This is a genomic window from Pseudomonas sp. AC083 (assembly GCF_979253165.1).
The window spans coordinates 26,691-52,328 of record NZ_CEEDDH010000023.1; the positions used below are offsets into that span (position 1 = coordinate 26,691).

General features: G+C 59.7%; 24 protein-coding genes. 18 read left to right on the forward strand and 6 right to left on the reverse strand.

Going from position 1 to position 25,638, the window contains the following annotated elements; all coding sequences use genetic code 11:
- The first annotated feature begins 79 nt into the window (after positions 1 to 79).
- Positions 80 to 1,213, forward strand: coding sequence for a cupin-like domain-containing protein (locus AC0IXA_RS24825; protein ID WP_471814682.1), 1,134 nt, complete (start codon positions 80 to 82; stop codon positions 1,211 to 1,213).
- 133 nt (positions 1,214 to 1,346) lie between these two features.
- Here the strand turns inward: AC0IXA_RS24825 and AC0IXA_RS24830 are convergent, their stop codons facing one another.
- On the reverse strand, positions 1,347 to 2,522 hold the full coding sequence (locus AC0IXA_RS24830) for an MFS transporter (RefSeq protein WP_471814683.1): 1,176 nt from the start codon (positions 2,520 to 2,522) through the stop codon (positions 1,347 to 1,349).
- Positions 2,523 to 2,713: 191 nt separating this feature from the next.
- Here AC0IXA_RS24830 and AC0IXA_RS24835 point away from each other — a divergent pair, with 191 nt between their 5' ends.
- The 4 genes from AC0IXA_RS24835 to AC0IXA_RS24850 all read left to right on the forward strand — a co-directional run bounded on the left by AC0IXA_RS24835 (position 2,714) and on the right by AC0IXA_RS24850 (position 7,787).
- Entirely contained in the window at positions 2,714 to 4,381 is a 1,668-nt protein-coding gene (locus tag AC0IXA_RS24835) for a family 2 encapsulin nanocompartment cargo protein terpene cyclase (RefSeq protein WP_471814684.1), read from the forward strand.
- Between the two features lie 89 nt (positions 4,382 to 4,470).
- A complete protein-coding gene (locus AC0IXA_RS24840; RefSeq protein ID WP_471814685.1) occupies positions 4,471 to 5,271 on the forward strand; it encodes a glucose 1-dehydrogenase in 801 nt (266 codons plus the stop codon).
- Positions 5,264 to 7,090, forward strand: coding sequence for a glycoside hydrolase family 15 protein (locus AC0IXA_RS24845; RefSeq protein WP_471814686.1), 1,827 nt, complete (start codon positions 5,264 to 5,266; stop codon positions 7,088 to 7,090). The genes AC0IXA_RS24840 and AC0IXA_RS24845 overlap by 8 nt, the downstream gene beginning before the upstream one ends.
- A gap of 307 nt (positions 7,091 to 7,397) precedes the next feature.
- Positions 7,398 to 7,787 (forward strand): hypothetical protein, encoded by a 390-nt coding sequence (locus tag AC0IXA_RS24850; RefSeq protein ID WP_471814687.1) that lies wholly within the window; start codon positions 7,398 to 7,400, stop codon positions 7,785 to 7,787.
- Here AC0IXA_RS24850 and AC0IXA_RS24855 read toward each other — a convergent pair.
- The gene (locus tag AC0IXA_RS24855; protein WP_471814688.1) at positions 7,759 to 8,367 is read right to left on the reverse strand and encodes a hypothetical protein; all 609 of its coding nucleotides are present in this window, start codon (positions 8,365 to 8,367) and stop codon (positions 7,759 to 7,761) included. The two genes, AC0IXA_RS24850 and AC0IXA_RS24855, sit on opposite strands and share 29 nt — an antisense overlap.
- Positions 8,368 to 8,481: 114 nt before the next feature.
- Here AC0IXA_RS24855 and AC0IXA_RS24860 point away from each other — a divergent pair, with 114 nt between their 5' ends.
- The gene (locus AC0IXA_RS24860; protein WP_281892098.1) at positions 8,482 to 9,369 is read left to right on the forward strand and encodes an alpha/beta fold hydrolase; all 888 of its coding nucleotides are present in this window, start codon (positions 8,482 to 8,484) and stop codon (positions 9,367 to 9,369) included.
- Here AC0IXA_RS24860 and AC0IXA_RS24865 read toward each other — a convergent pair.
- The gene (locus tag AC0IXA_RS24865) at positions 9,338 to 10,321 is read right to left on the reverse strand and encodes a GlxA family transcriptional regulator (RefSeq protein ID WP_471814689.1); all 984 of its coding nucleotides are present in this window, start codon (positions 10,319 to 10,321) and stop codon (positions 9,338 to 9,340) included. The genes AC0IXA_RS24860 and AC0IXA_RS24865 overlap by 32 nt on opposite strands.
- Before the next feature lie 89 nt (positions 10,322 to 10,410).
- Between AC0IXA_RS24865 and inhA the strand changes: the two genes are divergently transcribed.
- The 4 genes from inhA (at position 10,411) to AC0IXA_RS24885 (ending at position 14,494) form a co-directional block, all read left to right on the forward strand.
- Positions 10,411 to 11,097: an isonitrile hydratase gene (gene inhA / locus AC0IXA_RS24870; RefSeq protein ID WP_471814690.1), complete on the forward strand. Its 687-nt coding sequence runs from the start codon at positions 10,411 to 10,413 to the stop codon at positions 11,095 to 11,097.
- 208 nt (positions 11,098 to 11,305) lie between these two features.
- On the forward strand, positions 11,306 to 12,097 hold the full coding sequence (locus AC0IXA_RS24875) for a lysostaphin resistance A-like protein (RefSeq protein ID WP_471814691.1): 792 nt from the start codon (positions 11,306 to 11,308) through the stop codon (positions 12,095 to 12,097).
- Between the two features lie 102 nt (positions 12,098 to 12,199).
- Positions 12,200 to 13,765 carry a methyl-accepting chemotaxis protein gene (locus AC0IXA_RS24880; protein ID WP_471814692.1) on the forward strand — a complete coding sequence of 522 codons (1,566 nt, stop codon included), beginning with the start codon at positions 12,200 to 12,202 and terminating at the stop codon, positions 13,763 to 13,765.
- 204 nt (positions 13,766 to 13,969) lie between these two features.
- Positions 13,970 to 14,494, forward strand: coding sequence for a hypothetical protein (locus tag AC0IXA_RS24885; RefSeq protein ID WP_341637973.1), 525 nt, complete (start codon positions 13,970 to 13,972; stop codon positions 14,492 to 14,494).
- Between the two features lie 247 nt (positions 14,495 to 14,741).
- Here the strand turns inward: AC0IXA_RS24885 and AC0IXA_RS24890 are convergent, their stop codons facing one another.
- A complete protein-coding gene (locus AC0IXA_RS24890) occupies positions 14,742 to 15,095 on the reverse strand; it encodes a DUF6124 family protein (RefSeq protein ID WP_016773880.1) in 354 nt (117 codons plus the stop codon).
- A gap of 1,199 nt (positions 15,096 to 16,294) precedes the next feature.
- On the reverse strand, positions 16,295 to 16,975 hold the full coding sequence (locus tag AC0IXA_RS24895; RefSeq protein ID WP_471814693.1) for an alpha/beta family hydrolase: 681 nt from the start codon (positions 16,973 to 16,975) through the stop codon (positions 16,295 to 16,297).
- 92 nt (positions 16,976 to 17,067) lie between these two features.
- Between AC0IXA_RS24895 and ccoN (AC0IXA_RS24900) the strand changes: the two genes are divergently transcribed.
- From ccoN (AC0IXA_RS24900) to ccoP (AC0IXA_RS24935), 8 genes are all read left to right on the forward strand, one after another.
- Positions 17,068 to 18,492: a cytochrome-c oxidase, cbb3-type subunit I gene (ccoN, locus tag AC0IXA_RS24900; protein ID WP_024012337.1), complete on the forward strand. Its 1,425-nt coding sequence runs from the start codon at positions 17,068 to 17,070 to the stop codon at positions 18,490 to 18,492.
- Positions 18,493 to 18,502: 10 nt separating this feature from the next.
- Entirely contained in the window at positions 18,503 to 19,111 is a 609-nt protein-coding gene (ccoO, locus tag AC0IXA_RS24905; protein ID WP_003223389.1) for a cytochrome-c oxidase, cbb3-type subunit II, read from the forward strand.
- A gap of 3 nt (positions 19,112 to 19,114) precedes the next feature.
- Complete coding sequence (locus AC0IXA_RS24910; protein ID WP_041479081.1) at positions 19,115 to 19,312, forward strand: cbb3-type cytochrome oxidase subunit 3; 198 nt, start codon at positions 19,115 to 19,117, stop codon at positions 19,310 to 19,312.
- Complete coding sequence (gene ccoP, locus AC0IXA_RS24915) at positions 19,309 to 20,262, forward strand: cytochrome-c oxidase, cbb3-type subunit III (RefSeq protein ID WP_341637975.1); 954 nt, start codon at positions 19,309 to 19,311, stop codon at positions 20,260 to 20,262. The genes AC0IXA_RS24910 and ccoP (AC0IXA_RS24915) overlap by 4 nt, the downstream gene beginning before the upstream one ends.
- Before the next feature lie 481 nt (positions 20,263 to 20,743).
- On the forward strand, positions 20,744 to 22,186 hold the full coding sequence (gene ccoN, locus AC0IXA_RS24920) for a cytochrome-c oxidase, cbb3-type subunit I (protein WP_024012334.1): 1,443 nt from the start codon (positions 20,744 to 20,746) through the stop codon (positions 22,184 to 22,186).
- Positions 22,186 to 22,794 carry a cytochrome-c oxidase, cbb3-type subunit II gene (gene ccoO, locus AC0IXA_RS24925; protein WP_007917161.1) on the forward strand — a complete coding sequence of 203 codons (609 nt, stop codon included), beginning with the start codon at positions 22,186 to 22,188 and terminating at the stop codon, positions 22,792 to 22,794. Before ccoN (AC0IXA_RS24920) ends, ccoO (AC0IXA_RS24925) begins: the two co-directional genes overlap by 1 nt.
- A 5-nt stretch (positions 22,795 to 22,799) precedes the next feature.
- The gene (locus tag AC0IXA_RS24930) at positions 22,800 to 22,985 is read left to right on the forward strand and encodes a CcoQ/FixQ family Cbb3-type cytochrome c oxidase assembly chaperone (protein WP_016775513.1); all 186 of its coding nucleotides are present in this window, start codon (positions 22,800 to 22,802) and stop codon (positions 22,983 to 22,985) included.
- Complete coding sequence (gene ccoP, locus AC0IXA_RS24935; RefSeq protein WP_024012333.1) at positions 22,982 to 23,965, forward strand: cytochrome-c oxidase, cbb3-type subunit III; 984 nt, start codon at positions 22,982 to 22,984, stop codon at positions 23,963 to 23,965. The genes AC0IXA_RS24930 and ccoP (AC0IXA_RS24935) overlap by 4 nt, the downstream gene beginning before the upstream one ends.
- Before the next feature lie 495 nt (positions 23,966 to 24,460).
- Here the strand turns inward: ccoP (AC0IXA_RS24935) and AC0IXA_RS24940 are convergent, their stop codons facing one another.
- Positions 24,461 to 25,465 carry a metallophosphoesterase family protein gene (locus AC0IXA_RS24940; RefSeq protein ID WP_471814694.1) on the reverse strand — a complete coding sequence of 335 codons (1,005 nt, stop codon included), beginning with the start codon at positions 25,463 to 25,465 and terminating at the stop codon, positions 24,461 to 24,463.
- Positions 25,466 to 25,638 lie beyond the last annotated feature (173 nt).

Sequence of the window (25,638 nt, forward strand, 5' to 3'; positions counted from 1 at the left end):
AGTCGCCCGGTCGCTAAATTCCCCCGCCAGCCGCTCGTTGCCTGTTCAGGAAAAAAACAACAATCGCGAGGGAATCACCGTGGACCTGCAGAGCATTCTGGGCAAGTTGTTCGCCAACGCCGGCGCGGTCGGCATCGAGGGGGTTTTCCAGTTCATCTTCAGTGGGCAACAGGCGTACTGGTATGACATCAAGACCAGCCAGCGCACGGCAGCCGGGCGCCACCCCAGCCCGGACGTGACCATCGAAGTCGCGGAAAAGGACTTTTTGGGGATCATGGCCGGCGTGGTCAATGTCGAGGAACTGTTCGCCAGCGGTCGCCTGAAGATCGGTGGCAACATGGGCCTGGCGACGATGTTGCCGCAGATCATCGACCACGCTCGCCAGGGTGGCGGCACGGTGGAAAAGGTCGATATGAACAAGCGCTACCCGACGCCGCCACGCTTCAGCGAAAAGCTCACTGCCGCGCTGCCTCGCCAGACCAGCGTCGAACGCCGTACGCGCGCCGAGTTCAGCCGGCACGAATTCGAAACCCGTTATTTGCCCAACGGCATTCCGTTGGTGATCAGCAATGCCCTGCACGACTGGCCATTGTTCAGCCTGAGCCGCGAGGAATCGCTGGTGCATTTCGCTGAACTGCAGGGCATTACCCGCCATGGCGATTATGTGAAGAAGACCTTTTCCACCGAGCGTGATTTTCGCTCCACTTCGATGGCCGAGTTCATCGCCTCGCTGGACAGCCCGGCGGTCAAAGGCGCGGATGGCGAGCCGCCGGCGTACATGGGCAACAACATCCTGCCGGCGCAATTGTTGCAGCAGATCCAGTACCCGCCCTACTTCGACACGTCGCTGTTCATCCCGCCACGGATCTGGATCGGCCCCAAGGGCACGTTGACGCCGTTGCACCGCGATGACACCGACAACCTCTTCGCCCAGGTCTGGGGGCAGAAGAAATTCACCCTCGCCGCGCCGCATCACCGCGAAGCGCTGGGCACTTGGTCGACCGCGCCCAAGGGAGGCCTGGATGGCTGCGATTTCAACCCGGACGCGCCGGACTATGAACGTTTCCCGGCAGCGCGGGAGGTGACGTTTTTGCGGGTGACGCTGGAGGCTGGCGATCTGCTGTTTTTGCCAGAGGGCTGGTTCCATCAGGTGGAGTCGGTGTCGACGTCGCTGTCAGTCAACTTCTGGGTCGACTCAGGACGCGGCTGGTAACCCCATTTCCTGTAGGAGCGTAGGAGCTGACGAGTGCAACGAGGCTGCGATCTTTTGATCTTGATCTTGATCTTCAAAATCCAAAGCCAAAGTCAAAGTCAAAAGATCGCAGCCTCGTTGCACTCGTCAGCTCCTACCATTTCAAGTGACGGAAACTTTGAAACGCTGAAATCAGCACCACTGCCCCCGCCGCAATCGCCAGCCAGAATCCGCTACGCGCGCCAAACGCATCCACCAGCGCGCCGGAGCCAGCAGCGCCGATCGCCACGCCGATGCTCAGCCCGGTCACCAGCCAGGTCAGGCCCTCGGTCAGTTTGGCCGGTGGCACGATGCGTTCGATCAACGCCATCGCCACAATCAACGTCGGTGAAAAGAACAACCCGGCGATGAATACCGCGATCGACAAGCCGAGAATATTGCTCGCCAATAACAGCGGCAGCGTGGTCACCGCCGTCGCCACGCCGCCGTAGAGAAACAGGCGCGGCAACGGCAGCTTCGAACGCATCGCACCGAAGGCGATGCCGGCCAGGCATGAGCCAATCGCGTATACCGACAAGACTATACTCGCCGCTGCGGGCTGGCCCTGATGTTGAGCGAAAGCGACGCTGACCACATCGATGACCCCGACGATCACGCCCATCGCCAGCATCAACGCCAGCAGCCATTGCACGTCGGTCGAGCGAATGATCGAGCCCTGATGCTGCGACTCCTGCGCGTGCACCGCTGGCTCGGTGCTGCGCTGAGCGACAAACGCCGTCACGCCGATGGCCAGGGCCAACAGCGCCGCCAGCGGCCCGGCCTCGGGAAACACCGCAACGGATAGCCCCACCGACAGCGGCGGCCCGACGATAAAACACACTTCGTCGAGCACCGACTCCAGCGCATACGCCGTCTGCAATTGCGGCTGGCCACGGTAGATCTCGGTCCAGCGCGCCCGCACCATCGCCGACATGCTCGGCATGCACCCGGCCAGCGCGGCGAAGACGAACAACGTCCAGTCCGGCGCCTGCACACGCGTGCACAGCAGCAACATCAATAACCCGCCGCCACCGGTCAGCGCTGCAATTGGCAGCACCCGCCCCTGCCCATAACGGTCCACCAACCGCGATACCTGCGGCGCGCAAAACGCCGTGGCCAAGGCAAACATCGCCGCCACCGCACCCGCCAGCGCATAACCACCGTTCAACTGCGCGAGCATGGTGATCAGGCCGATGCCGGTCATGGAAATCGGCATGCGCGCCAGCATCCCGGCCAGCACAAACGCACGGGCACCGGGGGCGGTGAACAATTCGCGGTAGGGATTTGCCATTGATTGCAGCCTCATCAGGGGCGGCCAAGTTGCCATAGCGACGGGTGACGTGGAAGCGACGAATTGTTGGTGGAATGTGAAGGTGTACAACTCTGCACTCTGCGCTTCAATCCTCCAATTGAGCATCCCGCCAACCCCTGAAATCACATAACCATCTGTCGGAAATCGCGCTGACCTGTCAGATCTGACAGGTGCCTTTTCTTGTCCCTGGAGTTCTCATAACGCCTTCGCTCAACTGCGGGGTTCTCCCGGACGAACAGGCAACTGCTCTTGGGCACCATCCGCTAGCGCACACGCTCGGGAGCCCCGCCATGGAAGAACAGCTGATTCTCGTCTCACCAACGGATCGCCAGATCGGCGTAGCCCCCAAGATGCAGGTGCATCACCAAGGGCTGCGTCATCGTGCGTTTTCGATTCTGCTGTTTGATCCACAAGGACGGCTGCTGATGCAGCAACGCGCGTTCGGCAAATATCATTCCGGCGGATTATGGACCAACACCTGCTGCGGGCATCCACGCAAAGGCGAACAAACGGCGGTGGCTGCCAACCGCCGATTGCAGGAAGAAATGGGCATGACCTGCAAACTGCAGAAAGTTGCCTCGATGCTCTACCACGAACACGTCTCCGATCAACTTATCGAGCATGAATTCGACCATGTGTTTGCCGGCATCAGTCACACCGATCCGGTAGCCAATCCCGAGGAAGCCGAAAGTTGGCAGTGGCTGTCGCTGGAGGAGGTCGCCGAGCAGATCGAACACACACCCGACATGTTCACGATCTGGTTTCGCCTGATGGTCGAGCAGTTCGGGATAGAAGGTGTCCGGCAGTGGTTCGAGTCCGTCCGCAAAGCTTCAGCGGCACGATCAATGCCAAGCCTTTCTGGTGCGAAGACAGGATCATCCTGGGCCGTCCCGCCGCTGAATTGTCCGGCGCCGTTTCGGGTCGACGGGGCGCTGGCCAGGGGGGTGGATGATCTGCTCATGCCATGGATCGAGAAGGTCGGGATATTTCCGGGCCAACTCGACAAAGTCCGCGCCATGGGTTTCGGTCGCTTCGCCATGCTCTGTCATACCGACACCGATGAGCCCGATCGGCTGTTGCTCGCGGCGCAATGTTTCGCCGCGTTGTTCGCCGTGGACGACTACTACTGCGACGATGAGCGAACCGGGTCCGAACCCAGAATGGTCGGGCCGCGCCTTTCCCTGGCGCTGGCGGCGCTGGAACCGGTTTACCTGAGCGCACGGTTCCGCCCGGGGCTCGAGCAGGCCTTGAGCGTCGATCCGGTGCTGGTCGCGCTGCGTGCCTATCTGAGGCGGGTCGAGACTTTCGCGACCGCGGCGCAGGTTGCTCGCGTACGCCATGAAATCATCGCCATGTTCGTCACCATGACCGCCGAAGCGGCCTGGCGGATCGAAGGGCTCACGCCCGCGCTCTGGGAATATCTGGCTCAGCGTCAGATCAACAGTTTCCTGCCGTGTCTGTCGCTGATCGACATCATCGGTGGGTATGAATTGCCCGCCAATGTCTACAGCGCACCCGAGGTGCGCAAGGTCACGACGCTGGCCGCCAGCGCCACGATCATTGCCAATGATCTTTTTTCCGCGCTGAAGGAACAGCAGGCCGGTATCGGCGATTTCAATCTGCCTATGTTGCTGATCCAAGAACAGGGCTGCTCCCCCGCGCAGGCCATGGCGCAAAGTGCTGCCGTTCACGATGACATCATGCATCTGTACGAGGCGGCGGAACGGGCGGTATTGCCGCACGCCTCGCCGCTGCTCAAACGCTATCTGCGCGGAATCAAGAGCTGGCTGGCCGGCAACGTCGAATGGCATCGCAGCAGTGGCCGCTATCAGGTCTGAAGCGGCGAACTTTTCATGGTTGCAGATGAACTCTCGCCGCAGGCCATCAGTCAGCTACTTAAGTCTCTTGAACCAAGGCGCGAATCGTCATGCAGATTTCCCTCGCTCATCAGGTGGCGCTGGTCACGGGTGCCAGCTCCGGCATAGGCCATGCCGCCGCCAAAGCACTGGCCGCCGCCGGCGCTGCGGTCGTAATCAACTACAACAGCAGCGCTGAACCTGCGGAAGAACTGGCCGCGCAAATTAACGCCGAAGGCGGTAAGGCGATCGCCATCGGCGCGGATGTTTCAAAAGAAGAAGATGTCGAGCGGCTGTTCGCCGAGACCGTCGAAGCCTTCGGCTCGCTGGACATTCTGGTGGCCAATTCCGGCCTGCAAAAAGACGCTGCCGCCGTGGACATGACCCTCGACGACTGGAACACGGTGATCGGCGTCAACCTCACCGGGCAGTTCCTCTGCGCGCGGGCGGCGTTGCGGATTTTCCAGCGTCAGGGCGTGCGCGAAGGCGTGTCGCGCGCGGCGGGCAAGATCATTCACATGAGCTCGGTGCACCAGCGCATTCCATGGGCCGGGCATGTCAATTACGCGGCGTCCAAGGGCGGCGTCGATCAGTTGATGCAGAGCCTCGCTCAGGAAGTCAGCCACCAGCGCATCCGTATCAACAGCATCGCGCCCGGTGCGATCAGCACGGCCATCAACACAGAAGCCACTGAAGGCGCGGCCGGCGACAAACTTCTTGAGCTGATTCCCTACGGACGCATTGGCGATGTCGAGGACGTTGCCAACGCAGTGGTTTTCCTCGCTTCCGATGTGTCTGACTACATCGTCGGCACCACCCTGTTCATCGATGGCGGGATGAGCCTCTATCCGGAGTTTCGCGGCAATGGCTGAGCCTGAAGTGGAACAACAAAGTCCCATCGGTGCCCACGGCATCATCGGCGACATGCGCAGCGCCGCACTGGTCAACGACAAGGGCAGCGTGGATTTTTTCTGCTGGCCGGAGTTCGACAGCCCGACGATTTTCTGCTCGCTGCTCGACACCCCTGAAGCAGGGATTTTCCAGCTCGCGCCGGACTTGCCGGATGCGCGCCGGGAACAGATTTATCTGCCCGACACCAACGTCTTGCAGACCCGTTGGCTGAGCGAACACGCGGTGGTGGAAATCACCGATCTGTTGCCCATCGGTGACGATGTCGACGCCCTGCCCCTGCTGATGCGCCGGGTGCGCGTGGTCAGCGGCTCGGCGACGTTCAACCTGCGTTGCGCGGTGCGCCACGACTATGGTCGCGCCGACACCCGGGCAGAGATGGACGCACAGGACGTGACGTTCCACGCCGCTGGCCAGCCGTCGATACGCCTGGCTTCAGATCAGGCACTGCAGATCGACGCGCAAGCGGCCGTCGCGCAATTCACCCTCGAGCACAATGAAACCGCCGCCTTCATGCTCGGCGGCAGCGATGATCCGCGCTTTGCCGAAGGCGCCGCCGAATTGTGCATGGAGCGCACCTTGAAGTACTGGCGCGGTTGGATCGGCCAATCCAACTATCGCGGACGCTGGCGAGAAATCGTCAACCGCTCCGCCCTCGCCCTGAAACTGCTGACCTCACGCCGCCACGGTGCAATCCTCGCCGCTGCCACTTTCGGCCTGCCGGAAACTCCCGGCGGCGAGCGCAATTGGGATTACCGCTACACGTGGATCCGCGATGCTTCGTTCACCGTGTATGCGTTTATGCGCCTGGGCTTCGTCGATGAGGCCAACCACTACATGCAGTGGCTGCGCGGACGGGTCAGCGATTGCTGTGGCAAACCGATGAAACTCAACATCCTCTATGCCATCGACGGCCAGCAGGAATTGCCGGAAACCGAACTCGCGCACCTGTCCGGCCACGGCGGCGCGCAACCGGTGCGCATTGGCAACGGCGCTTATGATCAGATCCAGCTGGATATCTTCGGTGAGCTGATGGATGCGGTGTATCTGGTCAACAAATACGGTGACGCGATTTCCCACGAAGGCTGGCGGCACGTCGGCGAAGTGGTCGATCAGGTCTGCGAGACGTGGCAGAGCGAAGATGTCGGCATCTGGGAGATGCGCGGTGAAACCCATCATTTCCTGCACTCGCGGCTGATGTGCTGGGTGGCGCTGGACCGCGCCATCCGTCTGGCTTCCAAGCGTTCGCTGCCGGCGCCGTTCGCCCGTTGGGATAACACCCGGCAAGCGATCTACACCGACATCTGGGACAACTTCTGGAACGAAGAACGCGGGCATTTCGTCCAGTACAAGGGCGGCACCGCACTGGATGGCTCGATGCTGCTGATGCCGCTGGTGCGCTTCGTCAGCGCCAAGGATCCGCGCTGGCTGTCGACCCTCGAAGCGATCGAAAAAACCCTGGTGCGCGACGGCATGGTCTATCGCTATCGCAACGAAGACGCCAACATCGATGGCCTCAGCGGCACCGAAGGCGCGTTCGCCGCGTGCTCGTTCTGGTATGTCGAATGCCTGGCCCGCGCCGGCCAGGTGGAAAAAGCCCACCTGGAGTTCGAGCAATTGCTGCGATATGCCAATCCGCTTGGGCTGTACGCCGAAGAGTTCGACAGCCATGGGCGGCACCTGGGCAACACACCGCAAGCGCTGACGCATCTGGCGCTGATCAGTGCAGCGAGTTTTCTTGATCGCAAGTTGAGTGGCGAGAAGAGTTCCTGGCAGCCGTAGGGCTGTTTTTTCGTCAGCGCATGTCAGACCGATCCCTGACTGGACGGGATTTTTCCACAACGGGCCTGCCCGCCAGCCAACGGGAACAGGCCCATACCCAACGTGAAACCTGCACGGCGGTTACGTCTGGCGACAGTCTGTGTAAAAACCGCACCTGCAAAAACCACTCACGTCACGTTGAAACGCCTCCCGCAACGTACGCTTACACCCCGAAATACCTTGTTGCCAGCCGAAACATCCACACCTACCATCCAAAGCAACGGGCACAGCGGAGCTGTCCAACCACACCCGAATTCAAGGAAGCGGAATGCCTCATCACGTCCAGCGCACCATCGACTCCCCTCCTCGCACCGGGCTGAGCCGCACCCAGCTCTGGGAAGCCGCCGACAAGGGCTTGATCAAATGCTGGGAAATCGGCCGCCAGCGCGCCGAACGCTTTCCCGAACTGGCCCAGCGCTGCCTGGCCGGTGAATTGCCGGTGCTGGGCTGGAAGGGTGGCGTGAGTCGCAGCCTGAAGAAAAACGAGAAGTACGGCTCACTGAAATATCTGGCGCAGTGGCAGGGTCTGCGCGGTGAGGATCTGGATATTGATCTGGCGCAGGAGCGTTCGCTGATGTGTTCGCGGACGAAGATGAAGGTGACGTTTACGCCGGATCGGACGAAGTATTTCAATCAGATTGCGGAGCTTGAGGCTTAGCCGTGCGGAAGTCCGGGTGGTAGCAATCCGGATACAGGGCACAGACGCCATACTGGGCGTCCAGATCGGCCATGTGCTGGTAGAACTGCTCGATTTCCCAAAACGTTTCATCCGCAACGGTCATCAGGTAGAAGTAACTGAGCTGATGATCATTGGGCAGCACCAATGGAAACTCTGCCAGCGCGTCCATCCTCGGGGCATTGGCCAGCGCCGCGAGCATTGGCGTCGGTGCCAGGGATAATTGCTCGAAGTACTTTTGCTTGTATGCCGCCAGACCGATGGCTTCACCTTTTGCTCTGGCATCGATAAGTTGCGCAAGGTTTGCCCGGCGCTGCTCCCAGTACGCCGCCGGCAGGTCTACATTCATTTGTTGCTTATGGCTGGCCAATGCCTCATCGGCGCTGAGCTGGCGTTGCGGTTCGCCCGGCACGGTGGCGGATCGTGCGTCCAACTCCTTGAAGGACAGCATGATCGTCGACTTGGCAAACATGCGCTCCATCAGTTCACGGCGCTGCGGGGTGTCCGGCAATGCCGGTGGCGGCGATGCGCAACCGGTCAGCATCACGACAAGTGCCAACATAACAAGCAGCGTTTTGAGTGACATGTATCGTCCTTGAAGCCAGTCGACAGAATGAGCTGCGCAGTCTATCCGATGGTCTAGGGTTTGGAAGACGTTTGCACGGAGTTGACAGTCATGATTCAGTCAGTCCTTACGCCTTTTCTGACCATTGCCTACGAACAGCACGGTCCGAACAACGGCGCCCCGGTGATTCTGCTCCACGGCTTCCCCTATTCCCCGCGCGCCTTCGACGAAGTCGCCCCGGCGCTGGCCGCGCGAGGCTACCGCGTCATCGTGCCGTACTTGCGCGGTTACGGGCCGACCCGGTTCAACAGTGCGCAAACCCTGCGCTCCGGCCAGCAAGCTGCGATGGCGCAGGACTTGCTCGATCTGATGGATGCGCTGGGTATCGAACAGGCCATGCTTTGCGGGTATGACTGGGGCGGTCGGGCGGCGTGTATTGTCGCGGCGTTGTTTCCGGCGCGAGTGCGCGGGCTGGTCAGCGGCGACGGCTACCTCGTGCAGGACATCGCCCATGCGAACCAGCCGTTGGACCCGGAAGACGAGCATCGGCTCTGGTATCAGTACTACTTCCACACGCCCCGTGGCGTCGAGGGCCTTAAGCAGAATCGCCGGGAGTTGTGTCAGTTGCTTTGGCGGCTGTGGTCGCCGACATGGGCGCGAAAGGATGAACGCTATCCGCTGACCGCTGGCGCTTTTGATAATCCTGATTTTGTCGACGTGGTGATTCATTCCTATCGGCATCGCTTCGGCTACGCCCCGGGCGATCCAGCCTTGGAGTGGATGGAGGAAGCGCTGGCCACACAGCCGGTGATCAGCGTGCCGAGCATTTCGCTGTGCGGTGGCGATGATGGCGTCGGCCCGCCTTCGCTGATTGATGAAGATGCCGAACATTTCAGCGGCTTCTATGAGCGGCGCGTGCTGGCGGGTGTCGGCCACAACATTCCCGAAGAAGCGCCGCAGGAAACCCTCAAGGCGATACTGGATCTGTTGCAACGCTAACCGAAAACCGCTCGCGATAAGCCTGCGGTGTCACGCCAATGGCACGGAGAAAACTGCGCCGCAGCGTTTCTTCGCTGCCAAACCCGCAATTGGCGGCGATGCGTTTCACCGGCAGGCCGGTATCGCTGAGCAGTCGTCGAGCGGTTTCCACGCGGATCAATTCGATCGCCCGCGCCGGGGTCTGGCCGGTGTCGGCACGGTAGTGGCGGATAAAACTGCGTTCGCTCATGCCGGCCTGTTCGGCGAGGGTCGGGACGCCGAGGTCGCAGGTCAGGTTCTCGGCGATCCAGGCGTGCAGTTCATCGAAGCGGTTGCCCTGTTGTTGCAGCGCCAGCGTCACGCTGAACTGCGACTGCCCGCCCGGGCGTTTCAGGAAGACGACCAGGTGCCGGGCGACGTCGAGGGCGATGTCGCGGCCGAGGTCTTCTTCGACCATGGCCAGCGCCAGATCGATGCCGGCCGTGACCCCGGCCGAGGTCCACACCGGGCCGTCGTTGATGAAAATCGGATTGGCTTCCACGTGCAGATTCGGATGCTGCGCGGCCAGTTGCTCGCAGCGCGTCCAGTGGGTGACCACGCGGCGACCATCGAGCCAGCCGCTGGCCGCGAGCAGAAAGGCCCCGGTGCACACCGAAGCCACGCGCCGGCAATGAGTGCCGTGCTCGCGCACCCAGTCGACCAGTTGCGAGTCTTCGGCGGCGGGATAAATGCCCCAGCCACCGGCGATGATCAAGGTATCGCTGGGCGTTTGCGGCAACGGTTCGGCCAGCACCGCCAGGCCAGCCGACGACATCACCGCCCCGCCGCCGCTGGCGATCACGCTCGGCGCATAGGGCACCGACATGCCGCGCTGGCGGGCCAGATCGTTGGCCGAGGCGAACACCTGCAACGGCCCGGTGACATCGAGAATCTGCATGTTGGCGAACGCGAGGACGTGAATGGCTTTAGGCATTTGGCGTAATTCGTGGGGTGATTGGCGTATGCGCCAGAACCTACGCGCCTACAGTGAAGTCGTCCACTTCTTTCAACGGAGTAAGAACGATGACGCTGCAGATCGGTTTTCTGTTATTCCCGCAGGTCCAGCAACTCGACCTCACCGGCCCTTACGACGTCCTCGCCTCGTTGCCCGGCGTGCAGGTCCACCTGATCTGGAAGGACCTGATGCCGGTGACGTCCAGCACCGGCCTGCTGCTGAAACCGACTACGACCTTTGAGGATTGCCCGGATCTGGATGTGATCTGCGTGCCCGGCGGCAGTGGCGTCGGGCCGCTGATGGAAGATCAGCAGACGCTGGATTTCATCAAACGCCAGGCCGCCCAGGCGCGTTATGTGAGCTCGGTGTGCACCGGCTCGCTGGTGCTCGGCGCTGCTGGGCTACTGAAGGGCAAGCGCGCGACTACGCACTGGGCCTATCACCAGTTGCTGCCGACGCTGGGCGCGATTGCGGTGAAAGATCGGGTGGTGCGCGACGGCAATCTGTTTACCGGCGGAGGGATCACCGCCGGGATTGATTTTGCCTTGGTGCTGGCGGCGGAACTGGTCGATGCCGACACGGCGCAACTGGTGCAGTTGCAACTGGAATATGCCCCGGCGCCGCCGTTCAATGCCGGCAGCCCGGACGTGGCACCGAGTGAAGTTGTCGATGAAGCGCGGTTACGCGCGGCGCCTTCGTTGAAGCTGCGCACCGAGATTACTGAACGCGCAGCGGCCAAACTGGGCCTGCGCTGATCTTCAGCCGAATGCAAAACCTGTGGGAGCGAGCCTGCTCGCGAAAGCGGAGTGTCAGTCGCCAGTGACGTCATCTGGAAAACCGCTTTCGCGAGCAGGCTCGCTCCCACATTTGATTTGTGTCTGGCATCACTGCCACACCTTCACTTGTCCCACCTCCCTCGCCCGTGTAGAAAGCCCCTTCCAGAATTTCGCACAAGGACTTTCGATGAAGGCGCTGCCCTGGCTCTATCTCGCGCTGCTCGGCCTCGGTTACGGATTGGCCCTGAGCTACGGCCAGCTCGGTTGGCTGGCATTGATCTCCGTGGGGCTTTTGCTGTTCGCCGCATTCGCCGTGCGTCAGCAACAAGTACCGTTTGCGCGCTGGCTTGGCCATGGCCTGTTCATCGTTTTGGCGGTGGCACTGGCGCTGCACTGGCTGCCGGGCTTCGCCAACGGCCGGGTGATCAATCCGCAACGTTTGACTGACAACGCCGTGCCGTTCGCGATGTACCTCAATCTCGACAAACCGCTGGTGGGCTTCTGGTTGCTGCTGGTTTGTCCGTGGATTGTCGCGCGGCGTTCGTTGCGCCTGACGGTCTATGCCACCGCCCTCGCCCTGACGCTGTGCGCGATTCTCGCCCTCGGCGGCGCATTGTTGCTCGGCGTAATCGCCTGGGCGCCGAAGTGGCCGGATCAGGCCTGGCTGTGGGTGCTGAACAATCTGCTGCTGGTGACGCTGGTCGAGGAAGCCCTGTTTCGCGGCTATATACAGGGCGGACTCAGCCGTCGCCTCAAGCACCTGCCCTACGGCGACAACCTCGCGCTGCTGTTGGCCTCGCTGTTGTTTGGTCTGGTGCATGCCGGCGCTGGCTGGACCTGGGTGTTGCTGGCGGGACTGGCCGGGGTCGGCTATGGTCTGGCCTACCGTTTCGGCGGCCTGGGCGCGGCGATCGCCACCCATTTCGGCCTGAACCTGTTGCACTTCGGCCTGTTCACTTATCCGATGCTGGCCAGTTGACGCAAGCGCGGTTTTGCGACGGCGTACTTAAATCTGAAAAAAAACTTCAATAAAAACCTGTCGGCGCCGACAACCATTCAAAGCCTTGCGGATTGAAAAACCATGCGTAACAACCAGCCCATTACACAACGCGAGCGGACCTTTCCAGCTCAGCAACGGTTGATTTCCACCACCGATGCCAAGGGCGTGATCACCTACTGCAACGACGACTTTGTCGAGATCAGCGGGTTTTCGCGGGAGGAACTGATCCGTGCACCGCACAATCTGGTCCGTCACCCTGACGTGCCGTCGGCGGTGTTCTCGCACATGTGGGGCACATTGAAACAAGGCTTGCCATGGATGGGCATCGTCAAGAATCGCTGCAAGTCCGGTGACCACTATTGGGTTAACGCCTATGTCACACCGGTGTTCGACGGCAATCAGGTGATCGGTTACGAGTCGGTGCGCGTCAAGCCCACCGCCGAACAGATCCGCCGCGCCGAAGCGCTCTACCAACGCATCAACCAGGGCAAGTCGGCGATTCCTTCGACGGACAAATGGCTGCCGCTCCTGCAGGACTGGCTGCCGTTCATTCTGGTCAGCCAACTGAGCTTCATGATCGGCGCGACGCTGAACTCGCAGTGGGGCTTTGCCCTCGCCGCCGGTTTGTCGGTGCCGCTGGGCCTGATGGGCCTGCAATGGCAGCAACGCGGGCTCAAGCGCCTGCTGCGCCTGGCCGAACAGACCACCTCCGACCCGCTGATCGCGCAGATGTACACCGACAGCCGTGGCGCCCAGGCGCGTCTGGAAATGTCGATCCTCAGCCAGGAAGCACGCCTGAAAACCTGCCTGACCCGCCTGCAGGACACCGCCGAACACTTGACTGATCAGGCCAAGCAGTCCGACGCCTTGGCGCACAACAGCTCGACCGGCCTGGAACGCCAGCGCGTGGAAACCGAACAGGTCGCCACCGCCGTCAACCAGATGGCCGCCACCACCCAGGAAGTCGCCAGCCACGTACAGCGCACTGCTGACGCCACCCAGGAAGCCAACCGCCTGACCGGGCGTGGCCGCGACATCGCCGGGGAAACCCGCGAAGCGATCCAGCGCCTGTCGGTGGTCGTCGGCGAAACCGGCGTGACCGTGACGCAACTGGCCAAGGACAGCGACGAAATCGGCGGTGTGGTCGACGTGATCAAAGGCATCGCCGACCAGACCAACCTCCTCGCCCTCAACGCTGCCATCGAGGCTGCACGTGCCGGTGAAATGGGCCGTGGTTTTGCGGTCGTGGCTGACGAAGTCCGTCAACTGGCGCAACGCACCAGCGAATCCACCGGGCAGATTCACGCCCTGATCGCCAAGTTGCAGCAGACTGCCTCCAGCGCCGTGCAAACCATGGAAGCCGGGCATCGCCAGGCTGAAGAAGGCGTGGCGCGGGTCCTGGAAGCGGATCAAGCACTGGTCGGCATCAGCGAAGCGGTGGCCAACATCACCGACATGACAACGCAGATCGCCGCCGCGACCGAAGAGCAAAGTGCCGTGGCTGAAGAGATCAGCCGTAACATCAGCAATATCTCGGAACTGGCGGATCAGACGTCCGAGCAAGCGCATAACTCGGCGTTGCTGAGTGAAGAGCTGACGAAGACGGCCAACACGCAGTATTCGTTGGTGGCGCGGTTTAACCGCTGATTGCTCTAGCAGGATAAAAAAACCGGACAGCTAAAGCTTCCGGTTTTTTTATTACCTGAAACAAAAAAATAAGCAAAAAGCACATTCTGCGAACTATGTCTAGCTGACAACTCTGACAGTAGACAACATTTTAGAAACTGAATATCTATGAATTACCGTCCGATCAATCGACGGGATCCCCCTACGAGACAGAAGGATTTCATCGTGAACTTCAGAGATTTTTATAACAAAAATAACATCCCGCAGATAAATAACTTCGAAACAGAGGACAACGAATTTCAGTGGCAGATCGATTCTTTATCAACCGAAGCCCAAAGAACATTATTCTATAACTCAAGCACGACAACTGATAACTCATGGATATTTTACGGCTCCGTAGGCACCGTTGATTCAGAGGATCTTTTTGGTTTTATGCTCGCAGTGCCGTATATCAACGAGGACATCCTGGAAGGCACTTATACGCTTGCAGCGGGCTTGTACTGTGACCACAGACATTCAATAAAGAAGGGCGAACTTAAAGGCTGGCGAGTTATCGCGGCGGGTGATGCGACACTGAGCATTAAGCTGGATCCTGTAAAAGGGACTGTTGAAGGCGAATTCGAAGCGACATTTGCAAAAACAAAACCCGACGAAACCCCCGAACAAATAAGACCCAAAGGTACTTTCAATTTAAAAAGAGATGATCTGAAAGCCAAACAATATTTTGAGGCATTGCCGGATACTGTTTGATATACCGCAAAGAAATAGCGGGAAGTTGGCCTGTGATTTTGGTGTTGTCTGGGATGCCGCTTTCGCGAGCAAGCTCGCCCCCCCCCATTTGGACCGGGTGCATCAGTAAGAGGCCGGTTGGTCGTCAGGCCAACATCGCGAGCAGGCTCACCCTACATCCGATATGCGGTGACCACAGATATGTGCCCGACGACGATCCCCTGTGGGAGCGAGCCTGCTCGCGAAGAGGCCATAAAAGCCAGCGAACTTATTGAGGCAGCTTCAGTTTGTCCAGTAACCGATTGACCAACAGTTCGTTCAGCATGATCACCTGTTGCAGCGCCAGCAGCGGTTTGCGCTCCGGGCCGCCTATCGAGTTGGCGATGTTACCGGCCATGGCATGGGCGTATGAAAGCGACTCGCAGGCCTCGACCAACAGGGTTTCGTCATCCAGCGTGGGGTCGACAACGTAGATCGGGCGATATTTCGGTGAACTTGGCGGGGCTGCCAGGTCTTCAGGTTTGAGGTAGTAATCGAGGGCGCGGTCGGTGGCTTCCTGGATTTTTTGCGGGTCTAGTGCGCGGTCGTGGGAGGGTGGCGGGTTGGGGGTTACTTTGAACATAGATGAAGCTCCTACTTAGAAAAATAAGGAGTCATCACTCTCGCTACCAAACGAGGGTGGCGACCATACGCAGGTTGGTAGACCGGTCTAAGCAGGAAACCCGGCGCTCCCGAAGGAGCCCCACGCATGGCCACCATAAATCGAGTCTCTACAGAGACTGCATATGGCGTCATGACGCTTAGAGACGGGCTACCAAACCCGATCACTGCCTTTTGTCAGTGACCGAGAAACGATATAGCCAACCTCATAGCCGCGTAAGCCGGCGGATTCTGGCGTAGGCGTAGGCAATAGCGCAAGAAGTTGTAGCCGGGATGGCGTAACGGATCGTGTAGTTTAAACGTGGCTATTTGATGATGTTTAAGTGCAGGGATTGCCTCTGACAGGCAGGTGGTTTGAGGTCGTCTGGAAGGGAGCTTTCGCGAGCAGGCTCGCTCCCACATTTGGATCGGGTACATCAGTGGGGGATTGGTCGACTTGGAGGCTGCCATCGCTGGCAAGCCAGCTCCCACAGGGATTGAGTCCGGCCGGTAGATAGTGGTCGGCTGTCAGGCCGCCTTCGCGAGCAAGCTCGCTCCCACAGAAAAGCAAAACAGCGCAGCTGCCCGCGGCAAAGCCGCACCACTCAACAATGAGCGTTAGCTCGAGTGCTCTCCCACAGGGATTGAGCCCGGCCGGTGGATAATGGTCGGCTGTCAGGCCGCCTTCGCGAGCAGGCTCGCTCCCACAAAAAGCAGAAAAGCAAAGCAGCGCAGCTGCCCGCGGCGAAGCCGCCCCACTCAACAATGAGCGCAAGCTCGAGTGCTCTTGATCTTGATCCACCGGCGACGTCGGAAGGCTGAGTGGAGGGATTGATCCGGGGGTGGGAGCGTAGCGACCGTCTGGCGCAGCCAGACACAGCGGAAGGAGGTGCAGCGAAGCAAACCGGAGCCGCTGCGCCCGGATCGATCCCGGAGCGAAGGAACCCGAGCTTGCGAGGGCCGAACGTAGGAGCTAGCGTTTTTTGCTTACTTTTTTCGGCGCTTGTAAAAAAGTAAGTCGCCGTCAGGCGAAACCGCCAGCCGCAGCTCCCGAAGCAACGGATATGCCCCCAAGAGCAAGATCAAAAGCTACCCCCCCCCAGATCAAACCCTCTTCCCCAAGGGGGCGAGGGGGAAAGGGAGCTGATCTTCATGCAACGCAAAATCCGGCCCGACTCAAAATCAGTCACGGAGAAATTCAGCCACCCTCTGCGCAGCACCCGCCAAATGATCGGAGTGCGTAAACCCAGAAACCTTCAGCGGCTTCAAATCATGATCCCCCGCCACCAACCAAAACACCTCAATCCCCGGCGCTAACGAATACCCCTCAACCGCCTCGCGATTCCCCAGAGCATCCCGCTCCCCCTGCACAATCAACGCTCGCGTGCGCAACGAAGCCAAATGCTCAACCCGAGGCTTCTCCGGCTTCCCCACCGCATAAAACGGATACCCCAGACACACCAACGCATCCACCCCCAACTCATCCGCCACCAGACTCGCCATCCGCCCGCCCATCGACTTGCCGCCAACAGCCAAAACCCCAGCGACATGACGCCGCACAAGCGCAAACACCTCCCGCCAACATTCCTGCAACTTGCCAGCAGGATTCGGCGGCCGCTTCACCCCATCCACCCGCCGCTGCGCCATATACGGAAACTCAAACCGCAACACGTTGACCCCAAGCCCGGCAAGGCGCCCAGCCATGTCGTTCATCCACTCGCTATCCATCGGCGCCCCCGCCCCGTGGGCCAGAATCAGCGTTGCCGAAGCCTCACCAACAGCGGCATCCCAAAGCCACCCATGATCGAGCACACACTGCGCCCATTGATCCCCGTCAATACTGGCCTTGTGCTGTTTGTCCATGCTTGCCTCGCTTTTAGTCTGCCTATAACTCCAGGCGAAGGATTCGCGTCGTTTGCGCGCGCTCACTTCGGCTGAACCGTGGATGGGGAACCATGAACACTTCTATCAGTACCGCCTACAACTACAAGGTGGTCCGCCAATTCGCCATTATGACGGTGGTGTGGGGCATCGTCGGCATGGGCCTCGGGGTTTTTCTCGCGGCGCAATTGGTCTGGCCGGAACTCAACTTCAATCTGCCCTGGACCAGTTTCGGCCGTCTGCGCCCGCTGCACACCAACGCGGTGATCTTCGCCTTCGGTGGCTGCGCGCTGTTCGCCAGCTCTTTTTATTCGGTGCAACGCACCTGCCAGACGCAACTGTTCGCGCCGCAAATCGCCGCGTTCTGCTTCTGGGGCTGGCAGCTGGTGATCCTGTTGGCGGCGATCAGCCTGCCGCTGGGTTACACCAGCTCCAAGGAATACGCGGAACTGGAATGGCCGATCGACATCCTGATCACCATCGTCTGGGTCGCCTACGCGATCGTGTTCTTCGGCACGATCATGCAGCGCAAGACCAAGCACATCTATGTGGGCAACTGGTTCTTCGGCGCGTTCATCATCACCGTGGCGATCCTGCACATCGTCAACAACCTTGAATTGCCGGTGAGTTTCACCAAGTCCTACTCGGTGTACGCAGGTGCAACCGACGCCATGGTGCAGTGGTGGTACGGCCACAACGCTGTGGGCTTTTTCCTCACCGCCGGCTTCCTCGGCATGATGTATTACTTCGTGCCGAAACAGGCCGAGCGTCCGGTGTATTCATATCGCCTGTCGATCGTGCACTTCTGGGCCTTGATCACCCTGTACATCTGGGCCGGCCCGCACCACTTGCACTACACCGCGCTGCCGGACTGGGCACAGTCGCTGGGGATGGTGATGTCGCTGATCCTGCTGGCACCGAGCTGGGGCGGCATGATCAACGGCATGATGACCCTCTCGGGCGCGTGGCATAAGTTGCGCAGCGACCCGATCCTGCGCTTCCTCGTGGTGTCGCTGGCGTTCTACGGCATGTCGACCTTCGAAGGGCCGATGATGGCGATCAAGACGGTAAACGCCCTCTCCCACTACACCGACTGGACCATCGGCCACGTTCACGCCGGCGCCCTCGGCTGGGTGGCGATGATTTCGATCGGCGCGCTGTACCACATGATCCCGAAAATCTTCGGCAAGGCGCAGATGCACAGCGTCGGCCTGATCAATGCGCATTTCTGGCTGGCGACCATCGGCACCGTGCTCTACATCGCCTCGATGTGGGTCAACGGTATCGCCCAGGGCCTGATGTGGCGCGCAGTCAACGAGGACGGCACGCTGACCTATTCCTTCGTCGAAACCCTGGTGGCCAGTCATCCGGGCTTTGTCGTGCGACTGATCGGCGGGGCGATTTTCTTAAGCGGCATGTTGCTGATGGCCTACAACACCTGGCGCACCGTGCGGGCCTCGCAGCCTGCTGATGTCGTTGCTGCCGCGCAGATGGCCTGAGGAGTCCGCCATGAAACACGAAACGATTGAAAAGAACGTCGGCCTGCTGATGCTGCTGATGGTGTTCGCCGTGAGCATCGGCGGCCTGACCCAGATCGTCCCGCTGTTCTTCCAGGACGTCACCAACAAACCGGTGGAGGGCATGAAGCCCTATACCGCGCTGCAACTGGAAGGTCGCGATATCTATATCCGCGAAGGCTGCGTCGGTTGCCACTCGCAGATGATCCGTCCGTTCCGCGCCGAAACCGAACGCTACGGGCACTACTCGGTTGCGGGCGAAAGCGTTTGGGATCACCCGTTCCTGTGGGGCTCGAAACGTACCGGTCCGGACCTCGCCCGGGTCGGCGCGCGTTACTCGGATGACTGGCACCGCGCGCACTTGTACAACCCGCGCAACGTCGTGCCGGAGTCGAAGATGCCGGCCTACCCGTGGCTGGTCACCCAAGCGGTCGACAGCAGCCATACCGAAACCAAGCTGAAAACCATGCGTACCCTCGGCGTGCCGTATACCGATGACGACATCAGCGGCGCAGTCGCCAGCCTCAAGGGCAAGACCGAAATGGACGCCCTCGTTTCCTATCTGCAAGTGCTCGGCACTGCAATCAAGAGCAAGAGGTGAGCCATGGTCATTGAGATGAGCACTGGCCTGATCCGCGGTTTGGGCACGGTTGTCGTGTTTGTAGCGTTCGTCGGCCTGACCTTGTGGGTGTTCAATCGCAAGCGCACCCCGGAATTCGCCGAAGCACGCCTGCTGCCGTTCGCCGACGAGCCACTACCCGAAACAATTTCAGCCCCTGAAACAAGGAGTACCCGGCCATGACCACCTTCTGGAGTACGTGGATCTGCGTACTGACCATTGGCAGCCTGATCGGCCTGACCTGGCTGCTGATCGGCACCCGTCGGGGCGAGACCAAGGGCAGCGTCGACCAGACCATGGGCCACAGCTTCGACGGCATCGAGGAGTACGACAACCCGCTGCCGCAGTGGTGGTTCATGCTGTTCGCCGGCACGTTGGTGTTCTCGGTGGGTTATCTGATTCTCTATCCGGGCCTGGGCAACTGGAAAGGCATCCTGCCCGGCTATGAGGATGGCTGGACCGGCGTGCACGAATGGGAAAAGGAAATGAACAAGGCGGACGCCCGGTTCGGGCCGATCTTCGCCAAATTCGCCGCCATGCCCCTGGAAGAAGTGGCCAAGGATCCGCAGGCGCTGAAAATGGGCGGTCGTCTGTTCGCCTCCAATTGCTCGGTGTGCCACGGCTCGGATGCCAAGGGTGCGTTCGGCTTCCCTAACCTCGCCGACAGCGACTGGCGCTGGGGCGGCGATGCCGAGACGATCAAGACCACCATCATGGGCGGCCGCATGGCGGCCATGCCGGCCTGGGGCGAAGTGCTCGGTGAGGCCGGGGTGAAAAACGTTGCCGCCTACGTGCGCCACGAACTCGCCGGCCTGCCGCTACCTGCCGACAGCAAGGCAGACCTGCAAGCCGGGCAGCAGGCGTTCAGCACCACGTGCGTGGCTTGCCACGGCGCAACTGGCCAAGGCACCCCTGCCATGGGCGCACCGAATCTTACCCACCCGGCCGGCTTCATTTATGGCACCAGCCTGACCCAACTGGAGCAGACCATTCGCCATGGTCGTCAGGGGCATATGCCGGCGCAGAATGAATTGCTGGGCAACGATAAAGTGCAATTGCTAGCCGCTTATGTGTACAGCCTTAGCCACGGATTGAACACAGCAAAACTGATAACTGAAGACAACAAAAAATAGCAATTGCGTACACCACTGCCGCAGCTTTCTCGCTGCGGCAGTTTCCCGCCCCTTTGCGACGCATTGTCGCACCCCTTGGATCCTCTCCTTTCGGAACCCCGGATTCGGGTCTACGCTTCATCGAAGCGGACCGGCTGAAGTCGGTTTCCAGATCAATCCCGAACGATGCGCGCCCTGAACCGGTTGATGGATTCGCCGCAAACGCAGGTAGATAACGGCCGTTACGCCGATCGCCCGCAATTTCCCGATCACGACCTGTGAACGGGCACCGTTGACGGCGATTCGGATTGCGGGCTTTTTACGCGCACTGCGACATTTTGTCAGAGGCCATTTTTGACCCTACGCGGCGCATGGAAAGGCCGCAGAATCAGCGTTGGAAAGCATTGACCCAGGTCATGGCGCGTTGCAATGACCCCCTGCTTTATACATACTTGCGGCCGATTTTATCCCTATAAAAATACCCAAACCGTGGAACCTTAGAATGAGCACAGCAATCAGTCCGACTGCTTATAACTATAAGGTAGTCCGCCAGTTCGCCATCATGACGGTGGTCTGGGGGATCCTTGGCATGGGGCTCGGTGTCTTCATCGCCTCGCAACTGGTCTGGCCGGAACTGAACTTCGGTCTGCCGTGGACGAGCTTTGGACGCTTGCGCCCGTTGCACACAAACCTGGTGATTTTCGCCTTCGGCGGTTGTGCACTGTTTGCCACTTCCTACTATGTCGTGCAGCGAACCTGCCAGACGCGACTGATTTCCGACAGCCTCGCGGCCTTCACCTTCTGGGGCTGGCAAGCGGTCATCGTCGGCGCCATCATCACCTTGCCGCTGGGTTACACCACTACCAAGGAATACGCCGAGCTGGAATGGCCGATCGCGATTCTGCTGGCGATTGTCTGGGTCACTTACGGTCTGGTGTTCTTCGGCACCATCACCAAGCGCAAAACCAAGCACATCTACGTTGGTAACTGGTTCTACGGCGCGTTCATCGTGGTCACCGCGATGCTGCACATCGTCAACCACATGTCGCTGCCAGTCAGCCTGTTCAAGTCGTATTCGGCCTACTCCGGTGCCACTGACGCGATGATCCAGTGGTGGTACGGCCACAACGCGGTGGGTTTCTTCCTGACCACCGGTTTCCTCGGGATGATGTACTACTTCGTGCCGAAACAGGCCGAACGCCCGATCTACTCCTATCGTCTGTCGATCGTGCACTTCTGGGCGCTGATCACCCTGTACATCTGGGCCGGCCCGCACCACCTGCACTACACCGCCCTGCCGGACTGGGCACAATCGCTGGGCATGGCGATGTCGATCATCCTCTTGGCGCCAAGCTGGGGCGGCATGATCAACGGCATGATGACCTTGTCGGGCGCCTGGCATAAGTTGCGCACCGACCCGATCCTGCGCTTCCTCGTGGTGTCGCTGGCGTTCTACGGCATGTCGACCTTCGAAGGGCCGATGATGGCGATCAAGACCGTCAACTCGCTCTCGCATTACACCGACTGGACCATCGGCCACGTACACGCCGGCGCCCTCGGTTGGGTAGCGATGATCTCGATCGGCGCGATCTACCACATGATCCCGAAACTGTTCGGCCGGGCGCAGATGCACAGCACTGGGCTGATCAATGCGCACTTCTGGCTTGCGACCATCGGTACCGTGCTCTACATCGCGTCGATGTGGGTCAACGGCATCACCCAGGGCCTGATGTGGCGTGCAATCAACGATGACGGCACCCTCACCTACTCGTTCGTCGAAGCGCTGCAGGCCAGCCACCCGGGCTTCATCGTCCGTGCGCTGGGCGGTGCTTTCTTTGCCAGCGGCATGCTGCTGATGGCTTACAACGTTTACCGCACCGTTCGTGCGTCGGATCCGGTTGAAGCCGAAGCCGCCGCCAAGATTGCCGTCGTTGGAGCTCACTGATGAAGCATGAAGCTGTCGAGAAGAATATTGGCCTGCTGGCCTTCTTCATGGTCATCGCCGTCAGCGTCGGTGGCCTGACCCAAATCGTTCCGCTGTTCTTCCAGGACGTCACCAACAAGCCGGTCGAGGGCATGAAGCCGCGCTCGGCGCTGGAACTGGAAGGCCGCGACGTGTACATCGCCAACGGTTGTGTCGGCTGCCACTCGCAGATGATCCGCCCGTTCCGCGCTGAAACCGAACGCTATGGCCACTATTCGGTTGCCGGTGAAAGCGTCTGGGACCACCCGTTCCTGTGGGGTTCCAAACGCACCGGTCCGGACCTGGCCCGCGTGGGCGGTCGTTACTCCGATGACTGGCAACGTGCGCACTTGTACAACCCGCGCAACGTGGTCCCCGAGTCGAAAATGCCGGCTTACCCGTTCCTCGTGGAAAACAAGCTCGACGGCAAGGAAACCGCGAAAAAAATGGAAGTCTTGCGCACCCTCGGCGTGCCTTACACCGACGAAGACATCGCCGGTGCACAGGATGCCGTGAAGGGCAAAACCGAAATGGACGCGCTGGTGGCCTATCTGCAAGGCCTGGGCACCATCATCAAAAGCAAACGGTGAATCTGATGGATATCGGGATGATTCGAGGCCTGGGCACCGTGGTCGTGATGGTGGCCTTCATCGGTCTGGCCTTGTGGGTGTTCAGCCCCAAGCGCAAGTCGGAATTCGACGACGCGACCATGCTGCCTTTTGCCGATGATCCCGAAGCCATCAAGCACGTCGAGCAAGCTTCTAGGAGTAACAAAGAATGACTACATTCTGGAGTCTGTACGTCACAGTCCTCAGTCTCGGTACGATCTTCGCTCTGACCTGGCTGCTGCTGTCGACCCGCAAGGGCCAGCGCAGCGAACAGACGGACGAGACGGTCGGCCACTCCTTCGACGGGATCGAGGAGTACGACAACCCGCTGCCGAAATGGTGGTTCATGCTGTTCGTCGGCACCATCATTTTTGCCCTGGGTTATCTGGTGCTGTACCCGGGTCTGGGCAACTGGAAAGGTCTGCTGCCGGGCTACAACTATCTGGATACCGAGAAGCAGACCGCGTTCGCCAACGGCCAGACCGGCTGGACCGGCGTCCACGAGTGGGAAAAGGAAATGGCCCGCTCGGACGCTCGCTTCGGTCCGATTTTCGCCAAGTTCGCAGCGATGCCGATCGAAGAAGTCGCCAAGGATCCGCAAGCACTGAAGATGGGCGGCCGTCTGTTCGCGTCCAACTGCTCGGTGTGCCATGGTTCCGACGCCAAGGGCGCCTATGGCTTCCCCAACCTGACCGACGCCGACTGGCGCTGGGGCGGTGAGCCGGAAACCATCAAGACCACCATCATGGGCGGCCGTCATGCGGTGATGCCGGCCTGGGCGGAAGTGATCGGCGAGCAAGGCGTGGCTGACGTAGCGGCCTTCGTGGTGACCAACCTCGACGGGCGCAAACTGCCGGAAGGCACCAAGGCCGACCCGGCCAACGGCCAGAAACTCTTCGCCGCCAACTGCGTGGCTTGCCACGGCCCTGCCGGTAAAGGCACGCCGGCCATGGGCGCGCCTGACCTGACCCATCCGGGCGCATTCATCTACGGCTCGAGTTTCGCGCAACTGCAGCAGACCATCCGCTACGGCCGTCAGGGCCAGATGCCTGCGCAGGAACAACTGCAGGGCAATGACAAGGTGCACCTGCTGGCGGCGTATGTTTACAGCCTGTCTCACGGTGAAAAAGCACCGGAGGCGAAGGCTGAGTAAGGCCAACGCTTGAAGCAAAAAAGGCCCCGCCAATGGGAATTGGCGGGGCCTTTTTTCATGCTGGCATTCACGATTCGAAACGCTTGCTCGATGGACCTGAGCTGAGATGCACGGTAGGTTTTTTTTCGCCCCGCTAAGCCATATCGGCTCCACTTCAAGGATGAAGCCCCAATGTCGAAAGATGACCAAAGCACACTGCAAAATCAGCCTCAACCCGGCTCTACCCATTGGGCAGGGTTCGAACGAACTGTGAAACCGTTACTCGAGGTATCGCAGCAAACCATGAACAGCCCCGGTAACGGTGGCGGACTCGACGGCCTCGGCGGCGGTAGGTTGCTCTGACAAGGGCAGCAAAAAACACCGAATTTACGCCCCATATCCAGCGCCTCACGCCTTGGCGGGAGGCGCCTTCGCCGGTGCCCTTATGAAAGTGACAAACCGATTGTCCTCGAACTGACTGATGAATACCCCGCCCTATCAGCGGCGGGGCTTTTGTCAGGGGCGTTGGGCGAAGATTGAATGCACCACAGTGGTGTCGATCAACGTTCGATTGCGCCATTGGTTGTTCTTCACTAGGTACACCTGGAGTTGCTTGCGATCCTCAGTGAAACTGGCAATCAGATAGGTTTGCTGAGAGGTACTGCCACTCAGGTACATGGGCACGTTACCTTGCTGATAGGCATCACCTCCGTCCTCGTGCAAATGGCCGGCAAAAATCGCTGTCACTCGATATTTGTTAACCATGTCGTAGAAGCGTTTCTGTTGCGCCTGGGTTCCCATGTGGTTCAACGGTTTATGCATGTTGATGATGATGGCGTAGCCCGACGCTCGCGCCAGCCTGAGATCCGTCTCGAGCCAGTCCAGTGCATCGTTGATTTCGAACGTCGTCGGGTTCAATGGATGAGCAATGCGGGCGGTATAGGTCGGTTCGTTGTTGAGCTGAACCATATGCACTTCGCCGATATTTTTCGAATAGGCGAGACTGCCGGAATAGGTCTTGCTCAGAAAGCCACTGGTAATCTTCAGATCAAAGTTATCGACCTTACCTTCATGATGCTCTTTGAACTCGACGATACTTCCTGCCGCACAGCTATTGCTAAAGCAATCATCGACATTGTTTTCATAGTCGTGATTACCAAGGCCGTAGAGATATTCGCCCTTGAAATGTTTATCCAGCAGATCCTTCATGAACGAGCGCTGCCAGCCATGCCCAAATGCGGTTATATCACCATTGATCATCAAGGGAACCTGCGCTTGAGAGCCGTGTTGATTTCTGAATTCGGCAATGCTCGCAAGTTGGGTTTCCACCAGCCATTTCGAGCGCTCTTTGAATTCGGAATCGGATTCGGGTATGCGGCGATCGGTCTTGTCCGTCCACGGATATTGAGTATCCGAAGCAAACACCATGTGTTTCGGCATGTCAGTGGTGGCCTGAGCGGTAATAGCCGAAGCTAACATCCAGGCACCCACAAAGATGCTCTTGAGATTATTAAAATTCATGCTTTTAAATTCCATTTAAGTTAACTATCAATACGCAAAAGAATTTCGCGAGAGCAAAACTTATGCGAACACAGCTAAAACTTCAAAGCATTCATAAACAACAATCAAGTTTATATGTTTCAGACCCAACAACTTGCAACAGGCAGCCAATTCAATCTATGGCTCTTGTAGCC